The organism is Rhodosalinus halophilus (assembly GCF_003298775.1).
In the GTDB taxonomy this organism is placed as follows: Bacteria; Pseudomonadota; Alphaproteobacteria; order Rhodobacterales; family Rhodobacteraceae; genus Rhodosalinus; species Rhodosalinus halophilus.
This window is the reverse complement of sequence record NZ_QNTQ01000008.1, coordinates 313,748-331,927: the sequence shown is the minus strand read 5'-3', so window position 1 is coordinate 331,927 and position 18,180 is coordinate 313,748. Positions and strand designations below refer to the sequence as shown.

The window sequence follows — 18,180 nt, the reverse complement described above, 5'->3', positions numbered from 1 at the left end:
CGCGGTGGCGCGGGCTCCGGCCACCGTCGCGGGCGAGCCCGGACCCGATGCCGCAGCCGCACCCGCCGCGCAGCCGAGCGTCGCGGCGGCCGAGCCGGCGCAACCCGGCCCGCCCGCGGCAGAGCCCGAGGGGGCGGGGGCGCCGGGCGTGATCCTCGCAGGCCGCGAGGGGCTACGCGTGCTTCAGCGCCCCGGCCGGCCCGGCGCGCCGCCCGACGCGCTCGCGGAACTTGCCGTCGACGCGATCGGCTACGACGCGGAGGGCGCGGTGCAGCTCGCCGGCCAGGGCGGGCCCGGCACAGATTTCGTGCGCGTCTATCTGGACAATCGCCCGGTCACGAGCGTTCCCGTCGCGCCGGACGGCAACTGGCAGACGGAATTGCCCGAGATCGACACCGGCGTCTACACCATGCGGATCGATGCGCTGGACGCCGAAGGCGAGGTCACGGCCCGGATCGAGACGCCCTTCGAGCGGATCGCGCCCGACGCGCTCGCCGCGGCGGCGGCGGAGGCGGAGTCCGAGGGGCGCGCGCTCGTCACCGTCCAGCGCGGCAACACGCTCTGGGGCATTTCGCGGCGCAACTACGGACGGGGCATCCTCTATGTGCGCATCTTCGAGGCCAACCGGGACCGCATCCGCGATCCCGATCTGATCTATCCGGGGCAGGTCTTCACCATTCCGCAGTGAGCGCGGCACTGGCCCTTAGCGGGCATCCGGTCTAGGTGTGCCCGACCGGAGACAGCGCATGCCAGCCGACAGCACCGCAGACCGCGACACGCCCGCCGTCGAGACGCCCGCCGAAGAGGCGCGGCGCGAGCGGCGCACCGGCTGGAAAGTGATCCGCCGCGTCGCGCCCTATCTCTGGCCCGAGGGCGAGAGCTGGGCGAAGCGGCGCGTGGTAGGCGCCCTCGTCGCGCTGCTCGCGGCGAAGCTGGTCGCGGTGGGCACGCCCATGATCTACAAGCGGGCGGTCGATGCGCTGTCGGGCGAGGGGGTGCCGGACCTCGCGCTCGGGGCGGTGGGCCTGACGGTCGCCTACGGCATGGCGCGGCTGATGTCGAACGGCTTCCAGCAGTTGCGCGACGCGGTCTTCGCGGGGGTGGGCCAGCGCGCGCTCCGGCGCATCGCGCTCGAGACCTTCACCCATATCCACCGCCTGTCGCTGCGCTACCACGTCACGCGCCGCACCGGCGGGCTCTCGCGGATCATCGAGCGGGGGGTGAAGGGCGTCGATTTCCTGCTGCGGTTCCTGCTCTTCTCGGTGGGGCCGCTGATCCTGGAACTGGCGCTGATCGCGGGCGTGCTCTTCGTGATGTTCGACGCCTGGTATCTGGTCGTCGTCGCCGCCACGATCGCGCTCTACGTCTGGTTCACCTTCAAGGTGACCGAATGGCGGGTGCGCCTGCGGCGCGAGATGAACGACCAGGACACCGACGCCAACCAGAAGGCGATCGATTCGCTTCTGAACTACGAGACGGTGAAATACTTCGGCGCCGAGGGGCGGGAGGCCGCGCGCTACGACCGCGCGATGGCGGGCTACGAGACCGCGGCGCTCAAGACCGCCTATTCGCTCGCCTTCCTCAACTTCGGACAGACCTTCCTGATCACCGGGGGGCTGGTCATCGTCATGGTCATGGCCGCGGTGGGCGTCCAGAACGGCGCGCTGACCGTGGGCGATTTCGTGATGGTCAACGCCTACATGATCCAGATCACCATGCCGCTGGGTTTTCTGGGCACCGTCTACCGCGAGATCCGGCAGAGCCTCGTGGACATGGGCGAGATGTTCGAGCTTCTCGACCAGCCGCGCGAGGTGGCCGACCGGCCCGGCGCGCCCGCGCTCAAGGTGTCGGGCGGCGCGGTGGCCTTCGACCGGGTCGTCTTCGGTTACGATCCGGCGCGGCCGATCCTGCACGGTATCTCGCTCGCGGTCGGCGCGGGCGAGAAGGTCGCGCTGGTCGGGCCCTCGGGCTCGGGCAAGTCCACCATCGGGCGGCTGCTCTTCCGCTTCTACGACGTGAGCGAGGGCGCGATCCGCATCGACGGGCAGGACATCCGCGATGTCGCGCAGGACACGCTGCACGCCGCGATCGGGGTCGTGCCGCAGGACACGGTCCTCTTCAATGACACGATCCGCTACAATATTGCCTACGGACGCGAGGAAGCGACGGAGGACGAGATCGTGGCGGCGGCGAAGGCGGCGCAGATCCACGACTTCATCGCGGCGCTGCCGGAGGGCTACGACACCACCGTTGGCGAGCGGGGCCTGAAGCTCTCGGGCGGGGAAAAGCAGCGCGTGGGCATCGCCCGCACGCTGCTCAAGGATCCGCCAATCCTGCTGCTGGACGAGGCGACCTCGGCGCTCGACACCGAGACCGAGGCGGAGATCCAGGGCGCGCTGCGGCGCGCGGGGCAGGGGCGCACGGTGCTCACCATCGCGCACCGGCTCTCGACCGTGGCGGATGCGGATCGTATCGTGGTGCTTGAGGCGGGCCGCGTCGTCGAGGAGGGCACCCATGCCGCCCTTCTGGCGCGGCAGGGGCGCTACGCGCAACTCTGGGCACGGCAGCAGGCCGAGCATGCCGCGTGACGGGCTGACGATGGGTGCGCCCGGCGGCGCGGTGCCCTTGCGGCTCATGGTGCTGGGCGCGCTCTTCGTGGCCGAACTCGTCGCGCTGGTGCTCATCTTCCAGATTGATGCGCCGCTCGAATGCCGCCAGACCGAGGCGGAGGCGGCCTGTCGCGCGCTGCGCGGCTCCGTGCTGCGCGCGCTGTGTCTTGCCGTGGCGATCGGGCTCTATCTGTCGGCGCGCCGTGCAGCGCGGGTGCGCTTCGTGGCGATGACGGCGGCGCGCACGACGCGCCTGCCGTGGGCGCTGCTGCATGCGGCGGGGCTTGCCGCTGCCTTCCTGCCGATGCTGCTGACGCCGGCAGAGGCGCTCAACGCGCGCTTTGCCGATCTGTTGCCGCTGCTGGCGGGCGGCGCGCTGGCGATAACGCTTGGTGCGCTGGGCCTTCTGGCGGCGCCGCGGGACTGGACGGCGTGGGTCCGCGCAGAGCCCAGGGGTCTGCTGGCCCTGGTCTTCGCGGCCTTGCTGCTGCCCGATCTTGCGCGTTGGCTCGAGCCGATCTGGTACTGGAACACGCTCGCGCAGATCACCTTCGTCGGGGTCTTTCTGACGCTGTCGGCCGTCTCGGAGGCGGTCGAGGTCTATCCCGAGGCGGCCATCATCCGGACAGACGGCTTCAACGTGAACATCGCGCCGCAATGCTCCGGCGTGGAGGGGTTCGTGCTGATGGCCGCGTTCCTGGCGCTTTATGCGGCGCTCTTCCGGGGCACGCTGCGCATGGGCCGCTTCTGGCTTGCCGTGCTGCCGGCGGCATTGCTGGCGAGCTGGCTCTTCAACGTCCTGCGCATCGCGGGGCTGATCCTGATCGGCGCGCATGTCTCGCCCGAGCTTGCGCTCAACGGGTTTCACAGCTTCGCGGGCTGGCTGTCGTTCACCGTGCTGGCGATCCTCGTGCTGGTCGCTGTCAACCGCATCCCCTGGCTACAGCGCGAGCGCGCGGAGGCGGCGCAGGCCGGTCCGTCGCTCAGCCACGATCCCACGGCGGCGCTCATCCTGCCCTTCGTCGCCTTCATGCTGTCCTCGCTCGCGGTGCAGGCGTTCTTCGTCGCACCTGCCTTGGGCTTTCCGCTTCAGGCGGCGGCGATGCTGGGGGCGCTGCTGTGGCTCTGGCGTCCGCTGCCCGCGCTCCTGCAAGGCCGGCCCGACGCGCTGAGCTGGTCCGCCGGTCTGCTGGTCGGGGTGGGCTGGGTGGCAAGCGCGCCTGCCCCGGCGGCGCCCGAACCTGCACTTCTCGCGCTGGCCCCTGCGGCGGCCGCGCTCTGGGTTGCGGTGCGGCTGGTGGGCACCGTGATCCTGGTACCGGTGGTCGAAGAGCTCTTTTTCCGTGGCTATGTGCTGTCGCGGCTGGATCGCGGCGGCCTGGCCTGGCGTGCGCTGGCGGTCGTGGTCTCGACCGCAGGCTTCGCCGCGCTGCACGATCGCTGGCTGGTTGCCGCCCTGGCGGGACTTGTGTTTGCCGTCGTCTACCTGCGGCGGGGGCGGTTGAGCGATGCCGTCGCGGCCCATGTGGCGGCGAATGCCCTCGTGGCGGCGGCCGCGGCCTGGCGCGGCGACTGGAGCCTGATATGAGCTGCGTGCCTGCCACCGGGCAGGTGCAAAAAGGCCGCCCGAAGGCGGCCCTGGATACGCGGGAAGACCCGTGATCTTACCCGCGCCGACGGCGATGCAGTTCCCAGCTCAGCGCCATCAGAGCCAGCACGGCGGCAATGGCGAGCGCGCCGCTCGAGGCGTCGATTTCAGGCACCGCAGCCGCTGTCCGCGTGCCACCACCCGACCCGCTCTGATAGCTGTTGAAAAGGTTGGCCCAGAAGGAGGACCACCAGCCGCCACCGTGGTAGGATTGCGCCATGGCCGGCAGCGTGCCGGCCAGATAGGCGGCAAAGGCGCCCGTCGTGATGTTGCGAAGCCTCGACATGCCAATACCCCCGAACTCGACACGCGCACTCTACGCCCCGGAGCAGGATCGGGCAACGGTTGCGACGGCATCGGGACGAAAAAGCGGCCGCTTGTTCGGCCGTAGCGGCTATTCGACAAGCCGTTGGGGCTTTGTTGCCCTTGCTGCGACAATCCGGGGGCCGGCCTGGTGCCTTTGGCCTATCCGGTGCGAATCAGGCGTATCAGAACCAGGACGACCACGGCCCCCAGGGTCGCCTGCAGCACCGTCAGGATCACCCCGCCGCCGGCGCCGAACCCCAGCACCGGCAGCATGACGCCGGCGAGGAAGGCGCCCGCGACGCCCACGGCCATGTTGCCGATCAGGCCCAACCCGCCGCCCCGCACAAGTTTCGCGGCGAGCCAGCCGGCCACGAGGCCGGTGAGCAGCATCGCGAGCACGCTTTCGAAGGCCATGGCGTCTCCCTGTTATTCGGCCGCGCGGAGCGGCTTGGCCGGCGGCGCGAGGTCGGGCGCGGCGGGCGCGCCGTCCACGACCGGGCCGTCGCCCTCGTCCCACAGGATCGTGGGCGCCTTCACCCGGCGCGCGGCGCGGCGCAGCGCCCAGTCGCGGGCCACCCGGCTCGACCGGCCGGCGCCGGCCCAGGCCAGCAGCCGCGCGATCCAGCGCGCGTATTCCGTCACCCAGACGCGCGCAGCCAGCATCGCCGGCGTGAAGAGAAGCGTGAGCACCGTGGCCACGCCCAGGCCGAAGACGACCGCCGTCGCCAGCTGCTTCCACCAGAGCGCCGTGGGGCTGTCGATCGAGTAGCCCCCGCCGATGAAGTCGAGGCTGAGGCCCAGCATCATCGGCGTCAGGCCGGCCATGGTGGTGATCGTCGTCAGCAGCACCGGGCGGATGCGGTCCTCGGCCGTGCGCACGATGGCCTCGATCCGGGGCATGTAGCGGGCGTATTCCTGATAGGTGTCGATCAGCACGATGTTGTTGTTCACGACGATGCCCGCCAGGGCCACGATGCCGGTCCCTGTCATGATGATCGAGAAGGGCTGGTCCATGACCAGCATGCCGATCAGCACGCCCGTGGTCGAGAGCACCACGGCCAGCAGCACGAGCACCGCGTTGTAGACGCTGTTGAACTGCGCCAGCAGGATGATGAACATCAGCCCCAGCGCACCGGCGAAGGCCTTCATGAGGAACTGGCCCGATTCCTCCTGTTCCTCCTGATCGCCGGTCCATTCCCAGTCGATGCCGGCGGGCAGGGGGCTTTCGGCCTCGAGCCACTGCGTCAGCGTCTCGATGCGCTCGTTCGCGGTGACGGGCGCGGTCGAGGCGCCCTCCCAGGCGGTGCCCGGCGCGGCCGAGGCGATCCGCTCTTCGGCCTGCGCGGCGGGCATCACGCCCAGTTCGGCGCCGTCGGGCGCGGTGACCGCCACCAGGCCCGAGGCGACGTCGGCCTTGACGTCGAGATGGCGGGTCTGATCCACGCGGCTGATCTCGGCCAGCTTCTCGACCGGCTCGCGCGTTATGAAGTTGGCCAGCGGCACGAGCCCGTCCTCGGTGCGCACACGCAGCGTGTCGAGCGTCGAGAGCAGGCGGTCCTCCTCTGGCAGCCGCACGCGGATCTCGATCTCCTCGTCTGAGCTGGGCACGCGCATCGTGTCGAGCAGGATGCCGCGGGTGACGAGCTGGACCATCGCGCCCACGGTGGCCACGTCGGCGCCGAAGCGACCGGCCTTTTCCACATCCACGTCGATCTGCCAGTCGATGCCGGGCAGGGGGCGGGTGTCCTCGATCAGCCGCAGCCCCGGCAGCGAGTCGTATTTCGCGCGCACGATGCCGGTGGCCTCGACCAGTGTGTCGAGATCGTCGCCCTTGAGGCGCAGATGCACGGGCTTGGCGTCCGCGGGGCCCTGGCTCGCCTCGAGGATCTCGGTTTCCATCCCCGGCAGTTCCGCCAGCTGCTCGGCGAGATCCGCCAGCACCGCGTTGCCGTCGAGCGAGGGGTCGAAGCGGCGCTCTTCCCAGGGGATGGTCTCGAACTGGATCTGGCCGACGGTGTCCTTGGGCGCTTCGGCGCCGCCGGTGTTGGAGTTGAGCCCGCCCTCTCCGGCGAAGGAGAAGGCCGACTGCACGCCCGGATGCGCGAGCACGATCGCCTCGGCGCGGCGCACCAGCGCGTCCTTCTCCGCCAGGCTCAGGTTGCCCCGCGCCTTCACGTAGACGATCGCCTGCTCCGGCTCGGTCTCGACGAAGAAGTCCACGCCGTTGTTGTTCTCGCCGTAGAACATGAAGACGCTGGCGACCACGAAGCCGACGCCGGCGATGGTGGCGAGCGGCATCACCGGGTTGCCGGCGACGAGCCCGATGATCCGGCCGAAGAGCGTGCGCCGGCGGCCGGCGCGGATTCGCTGCGGGCGCATCTCGATCCGTGCAGCGGAGAGCGTGATGGAAGAGGCCGCCGCCGCGGCGAGGAACAGCGCGACCCCGGGCAGCGATCCGGCGAGACCCGGCAGCGGCGGCGTGCCGCCGAAGAGATAGCCCGGGTTGAGCACCTGCATCGCGCCGAGGAAGAGGCCATAGAGCGCCACCGGCACCAGCATCGCGCGCACGATCCACGGCAGGCCCGCCCGCAGCGCGTCCGAGGCGTTGGCGAAGAGACGGCTCACCCGCCCCGTGACCCCGCCCATCACCGGCAGGTAGATCAGCGCCACGACCAGCGAGGCCGAGAGCACGAAGATCAGCGTGACGGGCAGCATCCCCATGAACTCGCCCGGCACGCCCGGCCAGAAGAGCATCGGCAGGAAGGCGCAAAGCGTCGTCGCCGTCGAGCTCACGATGGGCCAGAACATGCGCTTGGCCGCCTCGACATAGGCGCGCATCGGGCCCGAGCCCTCGCGGATGCGCTTGTCGGCGTATTCGACGACCACGATCGCGCCATCGACCAGCATCCCCACCGCAAGGATCAGGCCGAACATCACGATGTTCGAGATCGTCACCCCCATCACGGCGAGGAAGGCGAAGCACAGAAGGAAGGAGGTCGGGATCGCGAAGCCCACCAGCAGCGCGGCGCGGGTGCCGAGGCTCGCCAGAACGACGATCATCACCAGCGCCACCGCGGTCAGCACCGAGCCTTCGAGCTGGCTGACCATCGAGGCCACGATCCGGCTCTGGTCGTTGGACGTGCCCATCTGCACGGCCGCGCGCAGCTCCGGCGGCCAGTCCGCGCGGGCGGCGGCGACGACCTGCTTCACCTCGTCGGCGGTGTCGATCAGGTTGAATCCCTTGCGCTTGACGACCTGCAGCGCAACCGTCGGCTCGCCGTTGAAGCGTGCCGTGCCCTCGCGGTCCTGGAAGGTGAGGTTGATCGTGGCCAGATCGCCCAGCGTCACAACCCGGTCGCCGTTGGTCTTGACCGGCAGGTCGTAGACGTCGCGCGGCTCGTCGAAGGAGGAGGGGATCTTCACCGAGAAGGCGCCCTGCTCGGTCTCGACCTCGCCGGCCGCGATGAGCTGGTTGTTGTTCTGCACGACGCTGATCAACTCGTCGGCGGTGACGTTGTAGGCCTCGAGACGGAGGGGGTCGATCACGACCTCGAGCATCTCGTCCCGCTCGCCGGCGAGCCCCGCCTCGAGCACCGAATCGAGCCCCTCGATCTCGTCCTGCAGATCGCGCGCCACCCGGAACATCGTGCGCTCCGGCACGGGGCCGGTCAGGTTCACGATGACGATGGGGAACTCCGAGAAGTTGATCTCGTTGATCGAGTACTTCTCGTAGCCTTCGGGAAACTGCGCCTCGGCGGTGTTCATCGCGTCGCGCACGTCGGCGATGGTCTGCGACTTGTCCCAGCCGAACTCGAACTCGAGCGCGACGCCCGCGTAGCCCTCGGCCGCCGTGCCGCTCATCGTCTTGAGGCCGTCGAGATCGGAGAGCTCCGTCTCCATCGGCTTGACCAGCAGCTTCTCGGAGTCCTCTGCCGAAATGCCGGGGAACTGCACGGAGACGAAAAGCGCCGGGATCTCGATGTCGGGCTCGCCCTCCTTGGGCAGGGCGACATAGGCGAAGCCCCCCGCGAGCAGCGAGAGTGCGATGAAGGCCAGCACCATGCGGGCGCGGCTGGCGGCCCAGTCCACCATGCCGGTCATTGCGTGGCCTCCCGCCAGGTGACCTCGACCGGCACGCCGTCGGTGACGTATTCCTGCCCCAGAACGATCACCGCCGCCTCGTCGGGCAGCCCCTCCACCCAGACGCCGTTGATCGTGTCCCTGAGCAGCGTGACGGGCACGAAGCGCGCGGCGTTCTCCTGCGTCACCGTGCGGACGCCGAGCGTGCCGTCGTCGTCGAGCGTGAGCGCAGATTGCGGCAGAAGATGCGCCATGGCGCCGTCGGCCTCGACCAGGATCTCGGCGGTCTGCCCGTCGCGCACGGAAAGATCGGGGTTGGGCACGGTGATCTCGACCCGGAAGGTGCGCGTCGTGGGATCGGCCGAGCGTGACAGGAAAGTGACCTCGCCGGTCAGCTCGCGCCCCGTGACCAGCCGTGCGCCGGCGCGGGCGCCCACCTCGATGCGGTCCACCTCGGTTTCGGGGACGAAGCCCACGATCCTGATCGGATCGAGCCCGATCAGCGTGGCGCAGAGCCCGCCCGGCTGCAGCAGGCTGCCAAGCTCGGCGGTGTCGGATTCCAGCAGGCCCGCGAACGGGGCCGCGATCTCGAGCCGCGCCATCTCGGTCTCGGCCGAGTCGACGGCGGCTTCGGCGCTCTGAATGTTGGCCTTGACGGTTTCGAGCTGGCTACGCGCAGATTCGACGCCCGCCTCGGCCGAGCGCACCGCGGCGCGCGTGGCGGCGACCCGCGTCTCGGAGGCGAAACCGTCCTCCGAGAGCCGCGCGGCGGCGTTGGCGTTGAGCCGCGCTTCCTCGAGCCGGGCCTCGGCCTCGGCCAGGCGCGCGCGCGCCTCGGGCACGCGCGCCCGCGCCTCGGCCAGCCGCGCCTGCGCCTCGCTGAGGGTGGCCTCGCGCGCGCCGGGATCGAGCCGGCAGAGCACCTCGCCGGCCTCGACCAGCGCGCCCTTGCGTCGCGGCTCCGAGATCACGAGGCCCGAGGTCTCGGCCCGCAGATCGACCTCGCGCGCGGCTTCGGTCTCGCCCCGCAGCTGAATGGCGCTGTCGATCTCGCGCGCCACCGACTGCATCGCGACGACGCCCACGGGCTCGGCGCCCTGCACCTGCGCGGTCGGAGCGGTCTCGGCGGACAGGGGCGCGGCCTGCGTTGTCGCTGCGGAATCTTCCGGCGCCCCTGCGTCCGCGCCATCCGGTTCTGGCGCGAGCGGGTTCAGCTCCGCGAGCGTGACCGTCTCGCCCTGCGCGAAGCGCAGCAGCGCGTCGCGCTCGAGCACGACGAGATAGAGCGTCGCCATCACCAGAAGCGCGGTCAGGACGGGGATCAAACGCATCTCGGGCCTTTCGTGCGTCGCCCGGGGCCTGTGGCGTCGGGCGGCTCGCCGTGACATAGCGAGACGGGAACTCTTGACAAACTGCCGACCTTCTACGCTGAACCGACCGGTTCAGATTAGTTGTATCGACGCAACGCCGCAAGCTTCGCCCGGCGCCTGCGGGCGTGACAGGCGCGCATTGCCCGGATGCGCGCCGCCGCGCCCTTGGCACCGCCCGGCCCAGCGTATATGACATGCCAAACCGCAGGCAGGGGGCGGCGTGACCGAGCGCGACAGTTTTCTCGAAGAAGTGGCCGAGGAAGTCCGGCGCGACCGCATGTTCGCGCTCATGCGGCGCTATGGCTGGATCGCGGTGCTGGTCGTGCTTCTGATCGTGGGCGGCGCGGCCTGGAACGAGTGGCGCAAGGCGCAGGCGACCGAGCGGGCGCGCGCCACGGGCGACGCCATCCTCGGCGCGCTGCAGCAGTCGCCTGATGCCCGGGCCGAGGCGCTCGCCGCCATCGCGCCCGACGCGCCGGGCGCGTCGGCCGCCGTGACGATGCTGCGCGCCGGCGCGCTGGCCGAGGGTGGCGAGAGCGCCGCCGCGGCGGAGGCGCTGGAAGGCATCGGCGGCCCGGACAGCGATCTCGCCCCCGTCTACGGGCAGATCGCGGCCTTCAAGGCGCTGTTGCAGCAGGGCGACGCGGTGCCGGCCGAAGAACGGCGGCAGGGGTTCTCGGCGCTGGCCGGGACGGGCGGCGCGATGCGCCTGCTGGCGGAGGAGCAGATCGCCTTGATCGACATCGAGACGGGCGACAAGGAGGCGGCGCTGGAGCGGCTGGAGACGATCCGCGCCGATTCCGCCGCCACACCGGGCTTGCGCCGCCGCGCCGCGCAGTTGATTGTTGCGCTCGGAGGCGAGCCGCGGCCCATGGCCGACGGCTGAGGCACGGCGACGGAGTGGCGCAGGGCATGATGGCAGGCGCGGGCATGACACGGCTGGCCAGGCGCGGCGCCGCGGCGCTGGGGCTTCCCCTGATCCTTCTGCTGCTCGCAGCCTGCGCCGAGCGCGAGGTGATCCTTCCGGGCGAGCGGCTGCACCTGCGCGAGGTGCTCCGCGGGCCCACCGCCGAGCCCGACCCCTGGGAGGCCGAGCGCCCGAACCGCGCCGCGCCCATCGCGCTGCCGGCGGCGCAGGTCAACGCCGGCTGGACGCACGGCATCGGCACGCCCCGCTACCGGCCCGCGCATCCTGCGCTTTCCCATCCGCTCGAGCCGGTCTGGAGCGCCGACATCGGCGAGGGCGACAGCCGTCGCCAGCGCCTGACCACCGATCCCATCGTCGCCGACGGGCGCATCTTCACCATCGACGCGGCGTCGCGGCTGACGGCGACCTCTCTCGCGGGCGAGACGCTCTGGACGCTGAACCTCGTGCCGGCCCGCGACCGCGCGGGCGAGGCGATCGGCGGCGGTCTGGCCGCAGGCGGCGGGCTGCTCTTCGCCACCACCGGTTACGGTCGGCTCCTGGCGATCGACCCCGAGACCGGCGCGGTGCGCTGGGATCAGAAGCTCGACGCCACCGGGACCGGCGACCCGACCTACCGCGACGGGCTGGTGTATCTCGTCGCCGGCGACACGACCGCCTGGGCGATCGAGGCCGAGACCGGGCGCATCCGCTGGCGCAACGACGGGGTGGCGGACGTGCGCAATGTGGCGGGCGGGCCGGCGCCCGCCTTCGCCGCCGGGTTGGTCGTTTTCGCCTTCGGCTCCGGGGAGTTGCAGGGCGTGTTCCCCGACGGCGGCCTCGCGCGCTGGAGCGCGCTGGTCGCGGGGCGGCGCGAGGGCACCGCGCTGTCGCTCGTCGACGACATCACCGGCGGCCCCGTGATCGCGGACGGGCGCGTCTTCGCCGCGAACAACGCGGGCCGGCTCGCCGCGCTGGACCTGCAGAGCGGCGAGCGGATCTGGACGGCCGAGCAGGGCGCGTTCGACCTGATCTGGCCGGCCGGCGATTCGCTCTTTCTGGTGAACGATCGCAACGAACTGCTGCGCCTCGACGCCTCCGACGGCAGCCGCATCTGGGGCGTCGAGCTGCCCCGCTACACACGCGACCGGCCCCGCCGCCGGGCGGAAATCTTCCCGCAGTTCGGGCCCGTGCTCGCCGGCGGACGGCTGATCGTCGCGGGCGGCGACGAGGTGCTGCGCGTCTTCGACCCCGAAAGCGGCGCGCTGGTGCAGAGCCTCGCCCTGCCCGGGGGCGCGACGGCGACTCCTGTCGTGGCGGGCGGCACGCTCTACGTCGTGACAAAGCGCGGGCAACTGCACGCTTTTCGCTGACGCGCGGATGCGTTAAGCGGGCGGTCTGCGCCAGAGGAGCCTCGCGGCCATGAGTTTCCGCCTCGCCATCGTGGGGCGCCCCAACGTGGGCAAATCCACCCTTTTCAACCGGCTGGTGGGCCGGCGGCTCGCCCTCGTGGACGACCGGCCGGGCGTCACGCGCGACCTGCGCGAGGGCGAGGCGCGGCTGGGGCCGCTGCGCTTCACCGTCATCGACACCGCCGGCCTCGAGGAGGCCACGGACGAGAGCCTGCCGGGCCGGATGCGCCGGCTCACCGAACGTGCCGTGGCCGAGGCGGACGCCTGCCTTTTCCTGATCGACGCGCGCGCGGGCGTCACGGCCACCGACGAGGTCTTCGCCGATATCCTGCGGCGCCGGGGCGGTCACGTCATCCTGGGCGCGAACAAGGCCGAGGGGCAGGCCGGCGCGGCGGGGCTCGCCGAGGCCTGGGGCCTCGGTCTGGGCGAACCGATCCCGCTCTCGGCCGAGCATGGCGAGGGGATGGCCGACCTGGCCGCGGTGCTGGCGCCGCTCGTCGAGGGCAAGGCGGGGGAAGAGGCCGAAGAGGCGCCGCAGACCGACGTGGATGTGGACGAAGAGGGCGAGACCGCCGAAGGCCCGCGCGTGCCCACGCGCGCCAGGCCGCTGCAGCTCGCCGTGGTGGGCCGGCCCAACGCGGGCAAGTCCACGCTCGTCAACCGCATCCTCGGCGAGGAGCGGCTGCTCACCGGGCCGGAGGCCGGGATCACCCGCGACGCCATCTCTGTGAAGACCGACTGGGACGGGCTGCCGGTGCGGATCTTCGACACCGCGGGGATGCGCAAGAAGGCGCGGGTGACCGACAAGCTCGAGAAGCTCTCGGTGGCCGACGCCCTGCGCGCGGTGCGCTTCGCCGAGGTGGTCGTCGTGCTGCTCGATGCGGCGACCCCCTTCGAGACGCAGGATCTGCGCATCGCCGATCTGGCCGAGCGCGAGGGGCGTGCGGTCGTGGTCGCGGTCAACAAGTGGGACATGGATCCCGAGAAACAGGCGAAGCTGCGCGCGCTGCGCGAGAGTTTCGAGACGCTTCTGCCGCAGCTGCGCGGCGCGCCGCTGGTCGCGGTCTCGGCGCGCACGGGCAAGGGGCTCGACCGCCTGCGCGAGGCGGTGGTGCAGGCGCATGACGTCTGGAACCGGCGCATTCCCACCGCGCGGCTCAACCGCTGGCTCGCCGAGATGGTCGCCGCGCATCCGCCGCCCGCGCCGGGCGGGCACCGCATCCGACTGCGCTACATGACGCAGGCGAAGACGCGGCCGCCGGGTTTCGTGGTGATGTGCTCGCATCCCGACAAGCTGCCGGAGGCCTACAGGCGCTATCTCGTCAACGGGCTGCGCGCGGATTTCGACATGCCCGGCACGCCGATCCGGCTCTGGCTGCGTTCGCAGTCGGAACAGAACCCCTACAAGGGCCGGAAGAAGGCCCAGCCCTCGCGCCTGCGCAAGCATCTGGGCTGACCGGCGCCCTGCGGGTCGCGCCCGGGGCCGACCCCGGGTGCGGAAGGCTGGCGCCTCAGCGGTCCATGACCAGCACGCGGCCGAAGGGCGGCGGCGCGAGCGGGGCATGCGGGGTGGCCCAGACGACGGGCGTTCCGGGGCGCGGCGGGAAGACCCCGTCGAGATCGGTCAGCACGACCGTGATTGCGGGACGCAGCGCCTCGGCCTGCGTGAGCACCTCGACGAAACTCGTGCCGCCGCCGCGCCGGAGCGGGCGGGCGCGGAGCGCGGCCGCGATGCCCGTCGGGGGCAGCAGCCTGGTTTCCTGAACCGTCTCGTCGAAGGCGAGCAGATGCGTCTCCGCGCCGGTGCGTCCGGCCAGGCCCGCGAGTTCGGCGGCGAAGAGCGTGAGCATGTCGTCCTCCACTGACCCCGAGGTGTCGAGGCCCACCGCGATGCGTGGTCGCGCGCCGTCGCGCGCGAGCGCGGGCTCGAAGCCGGGCGTCGGGCTGCCGGCCGCGCGGGCCTGCGCCTCGCGCGCGATCCAGCGGCGGGCGGGGCGTGCCGGCGCGTGCTGCGGGCGGTGGCCGAGCGCGCGCGCGACGAGCCCGCGAAGCTGCCGCTCCCAGGGCACGTGCGGTGCCGGAAGGTCGCCCAGCGCCCCGGCGAGCCGGCCGATGCCGCGGCCCGCCTGCCGCCCGGCCTCCAGCGCGCGCGACAGATGCCCCTGCCAGTCGGCCGCCTCGGGATCCTCGCCGCCGCGGTCGGCGTCGGGCGCGAGGTCGGGCGCGAAGGCCTTCGCGCGGGCGTAGCTCTCGGTCTCGCCGCCGCCCTGCGCCTCGCGCGCGCCGAGCGCGAGATAGAGCCGCTCCACGTCCCAGTCGGCCAGCGCGGTCGCCGCGGCTTCGGCCGGCTCGCCCAGCAGGGCCAGCAGATCGCTCAGACGGACGGCCGGCCGCGGCAAGGCGTGCTCGGCGGCGAGCAGCGCCTCGTTGACGATCACGTCGGCCGCGAGGTTGAAGCGCCGCGCGTCGAAGCGCGCGCCTTCGCGCTCCTGCATCGCGGCCATCCGGGGCGTGTGGCGGAAGGCCACATGCAGGATGTGATGCCCCGCGAGCCCCACCTGTTCGGGCAGGGGCCGCAGGGCGAAGCCCGCGTCGTAGTAGATCGTCGCGCCGTCCGAGCGCATGGGCGCCCCGTCGCGATGCGCGATCCAGAGCGCCAGCGCGGCGAGCGCCGGGTCTGCCTCGCCGAGATGCGCGAGAGCCTGCCCGGCGCGCTCGGAATGCACCGTCATTCGAGACCCGCCGCCTTGCGTTCCTCGGCGTAGGCGGCATAGGCGCGCGAGCGCAGGAAGGCGTCCTGCGTGCCCTCTTCGAGCGCCTTGCGGATCAGCATCTCGAAGCCGAAAGTGGTGAGTTCGGCCAAGGGCAGCCCGGCGAAGCGCGGGTCGCGGCCGAGCTCGCGGATGCCCGCCATGACCTCGATCGCCGCCTCCATGGTCTCGCCGTCCGCGGCGCCGACGAGCCCGTAGATCAGCGCGTTCAGCCCGTGCAGCGTCTCGGGGTAGAGGTCGCGGCGCGCACGCGGGGAGGCGGCGAGGATTTCGGCCACCTGGACCTGCGCGGCGACGTCGTCGGCGACGAGCGCGAATTCCGCGGCCGCCGCCTCGCCCACGGTGCCGGCGATCATCGCCTGCCGGATCCGCCGGTCGGGAACCGCGCGCATGATGTCGCTCACCCGCTCCCAGCTCCGCGGGGTGCAGGCGATCAGCGTGCCGTCGCGCAGGCTGCGCTCGGTGGTGTCGAGCAGATCGGGCCGCCCGCGCAGGAAGGCCGTCACGGCCGGGTCGATCCCGCGCCGCGGCGCGTAGTTGGCCAGCCAGTCCTCGGCGCTCGCGCGCACGGCCAGATGCACGAGCCGGTCCGAGAGCGCGGTGCCCATGTCGTAGGCCACCGCCCCGTCCTCCACCGTGTTGCCCGCGGCCACGATGAAGACCGAGCGCGGCAGCCGGTGCCGGCCCACCCTGCGTTCCTGCAGCAGCCCGTAGACCGTCGGCTGCAGATGCGGCGGCGCTGCGGTAAGTTCGTCCAGGAAGAGCACCGATGGCGTCTCGGGATCCTCGGGCAGATCCTCGGGACGATACCAGACGGTCCGCTGCGCGGCGTGATCGTAGTAGGGCAGGCCGCGCAGATCCTGCGGCTCGATCGTGGTCAGCCGCAGATCGAAGAGCCGCGCGCCGATCCGCTCGGCGAGCTCCTGCACGACCTGCGTCTTGCCGACGCCGGGGCGGCCGTGAAGCATCCAGCTCGTCGTGAGGCCGCGCTCGGTCTGTGCGCGCCAGCCGGCGAAGAGCACCTCGGCCGCCTCGCCCGCCGAGAGCTGGCGCGCGTTGACGCTCATTGCGCGTGCTCCGCCGCGGGCGCCCGCTCCATCAGCGCCGCGAGGCGCGCATGCGCCGAGACGCCCCGCGCCTCGAGCGCCACGTCGCGCAGGAAGACATCCTCGCGCAGGTTGATCCGCAGCAGCTCGCGCTCGGTCAGCGCGCCGCCGAAGAGCTCGTCGCGGATCAGGCGTTGCTCATCGGCGTCGAGCGGCAGCAGCTGCGGATCGGGCCCGTCGAGCTGGACCGACACGAGGGTGAGCGGCGGCACGCGGGCGAGCTCCGACTGTTCGATCACAAGGTGCAGCCGGTGCTCGGACAGCTCCTTGCGGGCGGCAAGACGCGTGAGGATCGACCGCGCGCGGAAGCGCAGCGTATCGAGCCCGCGGGCGGCCGCATCCTCGTCGATCAGGTCCGCGCGGCCGTCTTTCGAGACGCGCAGCATCTTCATCTCCACGAGCCCCACGAGCAGCACCATCAGGATCGGCGCCTGGGCGATGGGGAAGGCGAGGCGCGGCCAGATCAGCATGGCGACGACGAAGGGCGCGAGCGCCACGAGATAGCGCAGGATCTGCACGTCGAACACGATGCGCGCCCAGGTGGCGAAGCCCGCGCGCCGCGGCAGCACCGCGACGCGCCGGAACATCTTCTTGGGCACCTGCCGCGTCTCGAGCGCGGCGGGGTTCAGCACGGTGTTGGGCGCGACGACGATCATGCCGGGCAAGCTAGGGCGGTTCCGCGCGGGGGTCGAGTGGGTGCGCTCATCGGCCCTTGCGGGCCTCTTCGCCGGGCTCCCCGTGGCGAGGAGCGCCCGGTTCGGGCGCGGCCGGGCGGCGGTCTGCGCATTTCCATCCGGGCCTCGCGGCGCTATGCAGGGGCGGGCGAGCGAAGGAGGGACGGATGACCCAGAGGGCGGATATCGCGGTGATCGGCGGCGGCATCGCGGGCGCGTCGGTCGCGGCGGAACTGGCGGGCGAGGCGCGCGTCCTGCTGATCGAGCGCGAGACGCGGCCGGGCTATCACACCACGGGCCGCTCCGCCGCGCTCTACACCTGCACCTACGGCCCGCCGGGCGTGCGGGCGCTGTCGCGCGCCTCGGGGCCCGCCTTCCGCGACTGGACGGGGCCGGCCGGCGCGCCGCTTCTGCGGCGGCGCGGCGTGCTCTTCATCGCCCGCGAGGATCAGCGCGCGGCCCTTGCCGCGCTGCAGGCCGAGATGGGCGGTGCGCTGGCAAGCGCCCGGATCCCCGAGGCACGCGCGAAGATGCCGCTCCTGCGCGCGGACTATGCCGCCGCCGCGCTCTGGGACGCGGAAGCGAGCGACATCGACGTGGACGCGCTGCATCAGCGTTACCTGCGCGCGCTGAAGGCGGCGGGCGGCGAGCTGCTGACCGACGCCGAGGTGCGGGAGGTCACGCGCGCCGGCGGCGTCTGGCGTGTCGGGACCAAGCAGGGCACCATCGAGGCGCCTGTGCTCGTCAACGCCGCGGGCGCCTGGGCCGACGCGCTGGCGCAGATGGCCGGCATCGCGCCGGTCGGTCTCACGCCCAAGCGGCGCACCGCAGCGCTCATCGATGCGCCTGACGGACCGGCCGGCGAGGACTGGCCGATGGTCGTGGACGCCGAGGAACAGTTCTACGTGAAGCCCGACGCCGGCAAGCTGCTGATCTCGCCGGCCGATGCGACGCCCACCGTGCCCTGCGACGCCCAGCCGGAGGAGCTCGACGTCGCCATCGCGGTGGACCGGATCGAGCGCGCCTTCGAGATTTCCGTCCGCCGGATCGACCACAAGTGGGCCGGACTCCGGAGCTTCGTGGCCGATGGCGAGCCCGTGGCGGGTTTCGCACCCGACGCCGAGGGCTTCTTCTGGCTTGCGGGGCAGGGCGGCTACGGCATCCAGACCGCGCCGGCCCTGGGGCAGCTGGCCGCGGCGCGCGCGCTGGGGCGCGAGGTGCCGGCGCCGCTGGTCGCCGCGGGGGTGGATCCGGCGGTCTTCGCGCCGGACCGCCCGGCGCTCGCGGCCTGAGCAGGAGG

14 protein-coding genes are annotated in these 18,180 nt (G+C 72.1%); 7 read left to right on the top strand and 7 right to left on the bottom strand.

The genetic code is table 11. The annotated features are described in order from the left end of the window. The 3 genes from DRV85_RS11000 to xrtE all read left to right on the top strand — a co-directional run. The coding region (locus DRV85_RS11000; RefSeq protein ID WP_113289520.1) for a LysM peptidoglycan-binding domain-containing protein at positions 1–688 on the top strand (688 nt) is incomplete at its 5' end. A 58-nt stretch (positions 689–746) separates the two neighbouring features. Further along, a complete protein-coding gene (locus tag DRV85_RS10995; protein WP_113289496.1) occupies positions 747–2,588 on the top strand; it encodes an ABCB family ABC transporter ATP-binding protein/permease in 1,842 nt (613 codons plus the stop codon). Next, complete coding sequence (xrtE, locus tag DRV85_RS10990) at positions 2,578–4,197, top strand: exosortase E/protease, VPEID-CTERM system (protein ID WP_233495476.1); 1,620 nt, start codon at positions 2,578–2,580, stop codon at positions 4,195–4,197. The genes DRV85_RS10995 and xrtE overlap by 11 nt, the downstream gene beginning before the upstream one ends. 76 nt (positions 4,198–4,273) lie before the next feature. On the opposite strand, the gene DRV85_RS10985 is transcribed toward xrtE, so the two are convergent. From DRV85_RS10985 to DRV85_RS10970, 4 genes are all read right to left on the bottom strand, one after another. After that, positions 4,274–4,543 carry a VPEID-CTERM sorting domain-containing protein gene (locus tag DRV85_RS10985; RefSeq protein WP_113289495.1) on the bottom strand — a complete coding sequence of 90 codons (270 nt, stop codon included), beginning with the start codon at positions 4,541–4,543 and terminating at the stop codon, positions 4,274–4,276. A gap of 179 nt (positions 4,544–4,722) precedes the next feature. Next, complete coding sequence (locus DRV85_RS10980; RefSeq protein WP_113289494.1) at positions 4,723–4,977, bottom strand: GlsB/YeaQ/YmgE family stress response membrane protein; 255 nt, start codon at positions 4,975–4,977, stop codon at positions 4,723–4,725. Between the two features lie 12 nt (positions 4,978–4,989). Then, positions 4,990–8,664, bottom strand: a complete 3,675-nt coding sequence (locus tag DRV85_RS10975; protein WP_113289493.1) for an efflux RND transporter permease subunit — start codon at positions 8,662–8,664, stop codon at positions 4,990–4,992. Continuing rightward, the gene (locus DRV85_RS10970; protein WP_113289492.1) at positions 8,661–9,974 is read right to left on the bottom strand and encodes an efflux RND transporter periplasmic adaptor subunit; all 1,314 of its coding nucleotides are present in this window, start codon (positions 9,972–9,974) and stop codon (positions 8,661–8,663) included. The genes DRV85_RS10975 and DRV85_RS10970 overlap by 4 nt, the downstream gene beginning before the upstream one ends. 259 nt (positions 9,975–10,233) lie before the next feature. Between DRV85_RS10970 and DRV85_RS10965 the strand changes: the two genes are divergently transcribed. Genes DRV85_RS10965 through der form a run of 3 tightly spaced genes read left to right on the top strand, consistent with a single transcriptional unit; the run spans position 10,234 to position 13,785 of the window. Next, positions 10,234–10,899, top strand: coding sequence for a hypothetical protein (locus DRV85_RS10965; protein WP_113289491.1), 666 nt, complete (start codon positions 10,234–10,236; stop codon positions 10,897–10,899). Between the two features lie 44 nt (positions 10,900–10,943). Then, positions 10,944–12,290, top strand: coding sequence for a PQQ-like beta-propeller repeat protein (locus tag DRV85_RS10960; RefSeq protein ID WP_113289518.1), 1,347 nt, complete (start codon positions 10,944–10,946; stop codon positions 12,288–12,290). Positions 12,291–12,339: 49 nt separating this feature from the next. Then, positions 12,340–13,785 carry a ribosome biogenesis GTPase Der gene (der, locus tag DRV85_RS10955; protein WP_113289490.1) on the top strand — a complete coding sequence of 482 codons (1,446 nt, stop codon included), beginning with the start codon at positions 12,340–12,342 and terminating at the stop codon, positions 13,783–13,785. Between the two features lie 55 nt (positions 13,786–13,840). On the opposite strand, the gene DRV85_RS10950 is transcribed toward der, so the two are convergent. The 3 genes from DRV85_RS10950 to DRV85_RS10940 are packed head-to-tail and all read right to left on the bottom strand — an operon-like array spanning position 13,841 to position 16,862. After that, on the bottom strand, positions 13,841–15,061 hold the full coding sequence (locus tag DRV85_RS10950; protein ID WP_113289489.1) for a vWA domain-containing protein: 1,221 nt from the start codon (positions 15,059–15,061) through the stop codon (positions 13,841–13,843). Then, positions 15,058–16,167, bottom strand: a complete 1,110-nt coding sequence (locus DRV85_RS10945) for an AAA family ATPase (protein WP_113289488.1) — start codon at positions 16,165–16,167, stop codon at positions 15,058–15,060. Before DRV85_RS10945 ends, DRV85_RS10950 begins: the two co-directional genes overlap by 4 nt. Next, positions 16,164–16,862, bottom strand: coding sequence for a hypothetical protein (locus tag DRV85_RS10940; protein WP_113289487.1), 699 nt, complete (start codon positions 16,860–16,862; stop codon positions 16,164–16,166). Before DRV85_RS10940 ends, DRV85_RS10945 begins: the two co-directional genes overlap by 4 nt. Before the next feature lie 185 nt (positions 16,863–17,047). On the opposite strand from DRV85_RS10940, the gene DRV85_RS10935 reads away from it, so the two are divergent. Beyond that, positions 17,048–18,172 (top strand): NAD(P)/FAD-dependent oxidoreductase, encoded by a 1,125-nt coding sequence (locus DRV85_RS10935; protein ID WP_113289486.1) that lies wholly within the window; start codon positions 17,048–17,050, stop codon positions 18,170–18,172. Positions 18,173–18,180 lie beyond the last annotated feature (8 nt).